The following is a 7,514-nucleotide window of genomic DNA, read 5'->3' on the forward strand; positions in this document are numbered from 1 at the left end:
GAACAAGTCATACACGGGGAGAGGACGGGGGCGATGCGCATGGGGTTCGAGGATCCGCCCGAGACCCCGGAGCGGACGCTCCGGGGCGGTCCGGTGGGCGGAGAACCGCCGTCGTGGGGCGGTCCCGTACGCGAGGAGCTGCCGTCGTGGGGCGGTCCCGTACGCGAGGAGCTGTCGCCGTGGGGCGGTCCCGTACGCGAGGAGCTGTCGCCGTGGGGCGGTCCCGTGCCCGAGGAGCTGTCGCCGTGGGGCGGTCCCGTGCCTGAGGAGCGGCTGCTGTGGGGCGAGCCGGTGAGCGCCGACCAGCTCGCCGCCGCCGAGCGCGGATACGCCCGCTGCGGGCCCGCCGAACGGCTCCTGTGGGAGCGGCTGTCCGTCTTCGAGGGGGCCTTCGGCCGGGACGCCGTCCACGAGGTGTGCGCGTCGTGGACGCTGCCCCCGGGGACGGTCCTCGCCGTCCTCGACCGGCTCGTGCCCCTCGCCCTCCTCCCCGTCGACGACCTCTTCGCCGGCGAGGACGACGTCCCCCGCTACTGGATGCCGCACCCGATGCGGGCCGTGGGCGCCCGGCGGCTCACCGAACGCGGCGACCGCCCGGACCTCGTCCTGCGGCACCGGCGGTGGTGCGTGAAGCTCGCCCGGCGGGCCGCCGACTGGTGGCAGAGCGGCCGCCAGCTCGACGCCCGCGACCTCGCCCTGCGCGAACTCCCCGACCTGGCCGCCGCCATGGACCCGACGACCGCGCCGCACGCGCGCGAGGACGAGGCGGACACCGCCGTCGAGATCGCGGTCTCCCTGTGGTTCCTGTGGGTGGTCTGCGGGCGGGTCGCCGAGGGACGGACCCGGCTGCGGCACGCCCTCGCCCTGCTCGGCGGGGAGCCGACGGCCCGCGCCCTGTGGCTCGCCGCGTTCCTGGAACTGGAGTCGGGCCGCCCGGAGGAGGCCGATCCGCTCCTCGTCCGGGCCTGGGCGGCGGCCGTACGGGACGGGGACGACGGAGCCCTGGGGCTCCTCGCCCATCTGCGGGGCTCGACCGCGCTCTATCAGGGGCGCACGCGCGCGGCGGCGGAGGAGTTCCGGGAGGCCCTCGCGCTGATGGGGGAGTACCCGGAGTTCGGCCCGACCCGGCACGCGTGCTGGGCGGGCATCGCGCTCGCCCTGTGCCGTACGGACCCGGAGGCCGCGCAGGAGGCCCTCGACCAGGCCGACCTGGACCGTGAGAGCCGGTGGTCGTGGCGCGGCCGCGACATGGACGCCGAGGCCTGGTCGTACGTCGCCCGCGCCGAGCTCGCGGCGTGGGACGGGGATCTGGAGCGGGCCGCCGAACACGCCCGGTGGGCACTCCGGGAGCATCTGCGCCTGGGGTCGGCGGCGGGCGCGGCCGGCGCGGCGGAACTCCTCGCCCAGATCCGGGTGTCGGCGGGCCGCCGGGACGCGGCGGCCCATCTCCTGGGCGCGGTCGACCTGTTCCGGAGCTCGGTCTTCGACACCTCGTACCGGCCGGCGGAGTTCTGCGTGGTGACCCGGGCCCGGAGCGAGCGGGCACTCCGGCTGCTGCTCGGCGGCCGGGAACTCCGGTACGCCTACGAAGAGGGGGCGCGGCGCGGCCTGTTCGCCCTGGCGGGGGAGACCTGACGTCTGCCTACGATGCCGTCATGTCGTACGCCTTCGCCGTCGCCGCGGTCTTCCTTCTGTTCTTCGCGCTCGGTGTACGACGGGACCGGCGCCGTTTCGGCAACGCCGTGCACCTCGGCCTCGCCGTCACCTTCTTCGGGATCGGGCTGCTCGCCGGGGTCGAGGACGCTCCGCCCGGCGTCGCCGAGACGGTGATGATCGGCGGGCTGCTGGTGCTCGGCCTCGGCCCGGTCGTCCTCGCGGGGCTGCTCACCGCGAACGGCGTGAAGATGGTCCGCAAGGAGGGCAGGCGCCCGTCCAACCTGCTCTCGCTCCTCGCCGGGCTCGGCATGTTCGGTGTGATGGTCCTGGCGGTGACGGCCGCGGCCACCGACTCGTGGGCCCTGCAGACACTCGTCGTCACCCTTCTCCTCGTCCTCGGCTACGTCTCCTTCCTCTTCGTCTGCTTCGTCGGCTACGCGTTCCTGTACGGCCGGATGAGGATCCGCCGCGACGCCGACTACGTCGTGGTGCTCGGCTCCGGCCTGATCGGCGGCCGCCGGGTGCCGCCGCTCCTCGCGAGCCGCCTGGAGCGGGGGCGCGAGGTGCACGAGAGGCTGGCCGCGTACGAGCGGCGCGACGGCGCCCCCGTCCTCATCGTCTCGGGCGGCCAGGGCCCCGACGAGGAGGTGCCCGAGTCCCACGCGATGGCCGACTACCTCGTCGAGCGCGGCTTCCCGCCGGGCGCGCTGGTGCGCGAGGACCGCTCGCGCACCACCGAGGAGAACATGATCTTCAGCAGGGTGCTGATGGAGCGCGACAGGCCGGGCTCCTCGTGCGTGATCGTCACCAACAACTTCCACGCCTTCCGGGCCGCCATCCTGGCCCGCAGGGCGGGCGTGAACGGCCAGGTGGTGGGCTCGCCGACCGCCGCCTACTTCTGGCCGTCGGCGACCATGCGCGAGTTCGCCGCGGTCTTCCTCCAGTACAAGGTGGTCAACCTCGGGATCCTGGGGACCCTGATCCTGCTCGGGGCACTCGTCTGGGCGAGCCGCTGAGGCCGGCGCTCGGTCATCGGGGTGCTCCGTTCCGCGGGGGCGCTGATCGGCGTACCGGTCCATCTGACCACCGGCCGGGTGGGGCCGCACTCCGGCCGTGATCCGCGCCGGGCGCCGCGGGAGCGGCGGGATCGGGGGTCCGTACCTACTCTTGAGGTACGGAGGTCACCCATGAGCCGACGGCACCATTTCCACATCGACCACCTCGGGCACTCGGTCTCCGCGACCGTCCAGACCGGGCACAGGTCCGTCGTCGAGATCCTCGTCGACGGCAAGGAGACCGGCCATGCCGCGATCAAGGGCGACCAGCCGGTCCCGGTCCCGGTCGAGCTGCCGACCGACCCGCCGACGACGGTGACCGTACTGGCCTCCACGGGGCCGGACGAACCGCGCTGCCTGCTGCTCGCGACGGCGGACGGGGAGCCACAGGTGATGCCACCGAGGCCGTACTGAGGGGCCCTGGTGCGACCGAGGCCGTACTGAGGTGCCCCGGGTGCCACCGAGGCCGTACTGAGGCGCCCCGGTGCCACCGAGGCCGTACTGAGGCGCCCCGGTGCCACCGAGGCCGTACGGGAGCCGGGGGTCAGGAGAGCCAGGCCATCCCGATGATCAGGAAGACCACGAAGGCGATGGCGCCGGCGACGGCGGCCGTCTTGCGGGGACGGCGCCGGGAGAGCTCCGCCAGCCCGCCGGTGGTGCTGCCGGGCCGCTCGCGCCGCCGGGAGGCGGGCGCCCCCGCGGACCGGGGTCTGTGCGCCTGCGCGGGCGCGGGTCTGCGGGCCTGCCCGGGCATCGGCGCCGGTACGGGCAGGGGCCCGGATCCGGCCATCGGGGCGGCCCCGGGTATCGGTGCGGCTCCCGGTACGCGTCCTGTCCCCGGCATCGGCGCCGAGCGGGTGGCGGCGCCCGCCGGGAGCCCGGTGGTGTGGTGCGGGGCGTGCCGCGCCGGGGCGGGCGCGGCATAGGCGCGCCAGGCGCCGGAGGAGAACCAGTCCGCGATGGCCTGCGCCGGCGGCCGCTGCTCCGGCTGCTTGGCCAGCAGGCTCAGCAGATACGTCTCGAACTCGGGCGGCAGCGCCACTCCGAGCCGGCCGGGCGGCACCGGAGCGGTGTCGATGTGCTGGTACAGCAGGGCCGTGGCGGTGTCCGCGCGGAACGGCGGTCGGCCGGTGAGGAGTTGGTAGAGCACGCAGCCGAGCGAGTAGACGTCGGAGGCGGGCGACGCGGGCTGCCCGAGGGCCCGCTCGGGGGCGAGGTAGAGCCCCGTGCCGACGATCTGGCCCGTCGTGGTGAGCGCCGCCGAGGGGTCGTCGACGAAGCGGGCGATGCCGAAGTCGGCGAGCTTCACCGTCCCGTCGGCGTCGACCAGGAGGTTCCCCGGCTTGATGTCCCGGTGCACGACGCCCTGCCGGTGCGCGGCGGCGAGCCCGGCGGCGGCGTGCGCGGCGACCACGGCGACCCGCTCCGCGGGCAGCACCAGCGGATCGGACGGACTGCCGGCGAGGCTGTCGCCCTCCACCAACTCCATGACGAGGAACAGCTTTCCGTCCCAGGTGCCGAAGTCGAAGACGCCCACCACGTGCGGGTGGCTCAGCCGGGCGGCGGTCTGCGCCTCCAGCCGGAACCGGTCGGCGGCGGAGGGGTCGGTCCCGTGCGCCAGCATCAGCTTCACGGCGACGTCCCGGCCGAGCACCTCGTCGGTGGCCTGCCACACCTCGCCCATGCCGCCCCGGCCGATACACACATGAAGCCGATATCGGTCCGCGACCAGCACCTGGAGACCACCCCTTCGACGATCGATCAACTTGACGGAAGGGAACCAGCGTAGAGCCGCCGGGCGACGCCGTTCGCCGCGCTCCCCCCGGTGCGTCCGCCGACCCGAGTGAAGAAGCCCACGTCCGGTGCCCCCGCCCCGGTGGTACGGGCGGGGCGATGGACGACAACCGAGGCTCGGGTGAACGGAAGGTGGCGTCGGCCGGTTAGCATCGCGGACCGGAGTGAGTCCGGAAATGAGTGCCGGCGGACGCCGGTGACCGTGGAACGGAGAGAGTCGTGGCGCGACCTCGTGTGGGTGTGGCCGTACTGACGATGGGCACCCGCCCCGACGAGCTGCGGGCGCTGCTCGACGCGGTGGCGGCGCAGGACGAGGCCGCCACCCGGATCGTGGTCGTCGGCAACGGCACCGGGACCCTCCCGGAGCTCCCCGAGGGCGTGACGGGGGTCGAACTGCCCGAGAACCGGGGCGTGTCCGGGGGCCGGAACGTCGCGATCGAGACCCTGCGCGCCTTCGGCGACGTCGACGTGCTGGTGGACCTCGACGACGACGGCCTGCTCGTCGACACGGACGTCTTCCGCCGGCTGGCCGACCTGTACGAGGGGGACGACGCCCTGGGCGTCGTGTCCTTCCGCATCGCCGACGAGACGGGCGAGACGCAGCGCCGCCACGTCCCGCGCCTCGGGGCGAAGGACCCGATGCGCGGCGGGGAGGTCACGACCTTCCTGGGCGGCGGCCACGGCCTGTCGATGGCGATGCTCGACGAGATCGGCGGCTGGCCGGAGGACTTCTTCTTCACCCACGAGGAGACCGACATGGCCTGGCGCGCCCTCGACGCGGGCTGGAAGGTCGTCTACGAGCCGAAACTCCTCCTCCAGCACCCGAAGACCAGCCCGGCCCGGCACGCCGTCTACTACCGGATGACGGCCCGCAACCGCGTCTGGCTCGCCAAGCGCAATCTGCCGGCCCTGCTCGTCCCCGTCTACCTGGGCGTCTGGACCCTCCTCACGCTGGCCCGCACCCGCTCCCTGCCGGGCCTCGCGTCCTGGTTCGCCGGCTTCGCGGAGGGCGTCCGCCGCTCCTGCGGCCCCCGCCACCCCATGCGCTGGTCCACGGTCCGCCACATGACCCGCCTGGGCCGCCCGCCGGTCATCTGACACGAAGGCCGCCGCCCGCCCCACGGGCGGCGGCCCACCGGCGCACACCCCGGAGGATCTGGAAACCGCGGCAACGACAGAACCCCGGAAACCACTCAGGGGCCCGATCCGATGTCTCGGATCAGGCCCCTGAACTGGTCTTACGGCTGTCGGGGTGGCGGGATTTGAACCCACGACCTCTTCGTCCCGAACGAAGCGCGCTGCCAAGCTGCGCTACACCCCGATGTCGCTGCTCTGTTGTTCACGTCGCGGCGACATCGATTACTTTAGCCCACGCGCGCGCTGAGGCGAAATCCGGTTTCCCGGCGGTCGCGGCGCAGGTCGGATGCGGTCCGGGGCGCGGGCGTGGTTCGGCGTGGACATGCCCCACCGCCAGGGGTCAGGCGCGGGCGGTCAGCGTGAGGAGGGTGACCTCGGGCGGGCAGGCGAAGCGGACCGGGGTGTAGCGGCTGGTGCCGCAGCCCGCCGAGACGTGGAGGTAGGACGTACGGTCGCCGACCGTATGGGTGGACAGGCCCTTCACCCGGTCGGTGTCCAGGTCGCAGTTGGTGACGAGCGCCCCGTAGAAGGGGATGCACAGCTGACCGCCGTGGGTGTGTCCGGCGAGGAGCAGCTCGTACCCGTCGCCCGTGAAGGCGTCGAGCGCGCGCAGGTACGGGGCGTGGACCACGCCCACCGAGAAGTCGGCCGAGGCGTCGGGGCCGCCGGCGACCCGCTCGTACCGGTCGCGCTTGATGTGCGGGTCGTCGACGCCGGTGAACGCGAGGTCCGCCTGCGGGAGCTTGAGCCGGCCCCGGGTGTTGGTGAGGTCCACCCAGCCGGCCGCGTCGAACCCGTCCTTGATGTCCTCCCACGGGTTGTGGACGGCGCCGACGACCGGCTTGTTGCCGTTGAGGCCGTGCCGGCCCTGTGCCCTCTCCAGGAGGTAGCGGGCGGGGTTGCGGAGCCGGGGCCCGTAGTAGTCGTTGGAGCCGAAGACGTACACGCCCGGGAACTCCATCAGCGGACCGAGCGCGTCGAGGACCTCCGGCACCGCCTCCGGGTCGGAGAGGTTGTCGCCGGTGTTGACGACGAAGTCCGGGCGGAGCCCGGCGAGGGACTGGAGCCAGGCGCGCTTCTTGCGCTGGCCGCTCACCATGTGGATGTCGGAGACCTGGAGGACCCGCAGATCGGCCATGCCGGGCGGGAGCACCGGGACCGTCACGCGGCGGAGCCGGAACGAGCGGGCCTCGAAGCCCGCCGCGTAGACGATTCCCGCGGCCGCCGTGGCCGTGAGGCCTGCCGTGATCTTCAGGGGGATGCCGTACCGTGCGCGCATCCCCCCATCGTCGCAGACCCTCCGGGCGTAAATGCGCGGGCGGGTGGGGCGCCACACCTGCCACACTTGAGCCCATGACCACGCTGAAGGCGAAGCTCCAGGCCGACCTCAACGCCGCGATCCGGGAGCGCGACGAACTGCGCTCCTCGACCCTGCGGCTGACCATCACCGCGATCACCAAGGAGGAGGTCGCGGGCAAGACCAAGCGCGAACTCTCCGACGACGAGGTGCAGAAGGTGATCGCCAAGGAGGCGAAGAAGCGCCGCGAGGCCGCGGAGGCCTTCGCCCAGGGCGGTCGCCTCGAGTCGGCCGAGCGGGAGAAGGCGGAGGGGGTCCTCCTCGACGCGTACCTGCCGAAGCAGCTCGGCGACGAGGAGCTCGACGGGATCGTCGCGGCGGCCGTCGCGGAGGCGAAGGCGGCGGGCGCCGAGGGCCCGCCGGCCATGGGCGCCGTCATGAAGATCGTGAACCCGAAGGTGGCCGGCCAGGCCGACGGCGGCCGTGTCGCCGCCTCCGTGAAGAAGCTCCTCGCGGGCTGACCTCCGGGAGCCGACGAAGACGATACGTGTGAGGGCGCCCCCACCGAGGTGGGG

Annotated in this window: 7 protein-coding genes and 1 tRNA gene; 5 read left to right on the forward strand and 3 right to left on the reverse strand. The window is 73.6% G+C overall.

Annotation, left to right across the window (positions count from 1 at the left end; translation table 11 throughout):
• Positions 1-33: 33 nt before the first annotated feature.
• The 3 genes from ACFQ79_RS31220 to ACFQ79_RS31230 all read left to right on the forward strand — a co-directional run bounded on the left by ACFQ79_RS31220 (position 34) and on the right by ACFQ79_RS31230 (position 3,125).
• Positions 34-1,635 carry a tetratricopeptide repeat protein gene (locus tag ACFQ79_RS31220; protein ID WP_383589709.1) on the forward strand — a complete coding sequence of 534 codons (1,602 nt, stop codon included), beginning with the start codon at positions 34-36 and terminating at the stop codon, positions 1,633-1,635.
• A gap of 20 nt (positions 1,636-1,655) precedes the next feature.
• Positions 1,656-2,672 (forward strand): YdcF family protein, encoded by a 1,017-nt coding sequence (locus ACFQ79_RS31225; RefSeq protein WP_383589711.1) that lies wholly within the window; start codon positions 1,656-1,658, stop codon positions 2,670-2,672.
• A 171-nt stretch (positions 2,673-2,843) separates the two neighbouring features.
• Positions 2,844-3,125, forward strand: a complete 282-nt coding sequence (locus ACFQ79_RS31230) for a hypothetical protein (RefSeq protein WP_383589713.1) — start codon at positions 2,844-2,846, stop codon at positions 3,123-3,125.
• A gap of 130 nt (positions 3,126-3,255) precedes the next feature.
• Here the strand turns inward: ACFQ79_RS31230 and ACFQ79_RS31235 are convergent, their stop codons facing one another.
• The gene (locus ACFQ79_RS31235) at positions 3,256-4,416 is read right to left on the reverse strand and encodes a protein kinase (RefSeq protein WP_383589715.1); all 1,161 of its coding nucleotides are present in this window, start codon (positions 4,414-4,416) and stop codon (positions 3,256-3,258) included.
• A 308-nt stretch (positions 4,417-4,724) separates the two neighbouring features.
• Here ACFQ79_RS31235 and ACFQ79_RS31240 point away from each other — a divergent pair, with 308 nt between their 5' ends.
• Positions 4,725-5,603 carry a glycosyltransferase family 2 protein gene (locus tag ACFQ79_RS31240; protein WP_030323475.1) on the forward strand — a complete coding sequence of 293 codons (879 nt, stop codon included), beginning with the start codon at positions 4,725-4,727 and terminating at the stop codon, positions 5,601-5,603.
• Between the two features lie 149 nt (positions 5,604-5,752).
• On the opposite strand, the gene ACFQ79_RS31245 is transcribed toward ACFQ79_RS31240, so the two are convergent.
• Together ACFQ79_RS31245 and ACFQ79_RS31250 are read right to left on the reverse strand one after the other, a co-directional pair.
• Positions 5,753-5,826, reverse strand: a tRNA-Pro gene (locus ACFQ79_RS31245).
• Between the two features lie 156 nt (positions 5,827-5,982).
• Positions 5,983-6,921, reverse strand: coding sequence for a metallophosphoesterase (locus tag ACFQ79_RS31250; protein WP_319316004.1), 939 nt, complete (start codon positions 6,919-6,921; stop codon positions 5,983-5,985).
• A gap of 74 nt (positions 6,922-6,995) precedes the next feature.
• Between ACFQ79_RS31250 and ACFQ79_RS31255 the strand changes: the two genes are divergently transcribed.
• A complete protein-coding gene (locus tag ACFQ79_RS31255) occupies positions 6,996-7,460 on the forward strand; it encodes a GatB/YqeY domain-containing protein (protein ID WP_383589717.1) in 465 nt (154 codons plus the stop codon).
• The last annotated feature ends 54 nt before the right edge of the window (positions 7,461-7,514 follow it).

The organism is Streptomyces sp. NPDC056480, assembly GCF_042795405.1.
Lineage (GTDB): Bacteria > Actinomycetota > Actinomycetes > Streptomycetales > Streptomycetaceae > Streptomyces.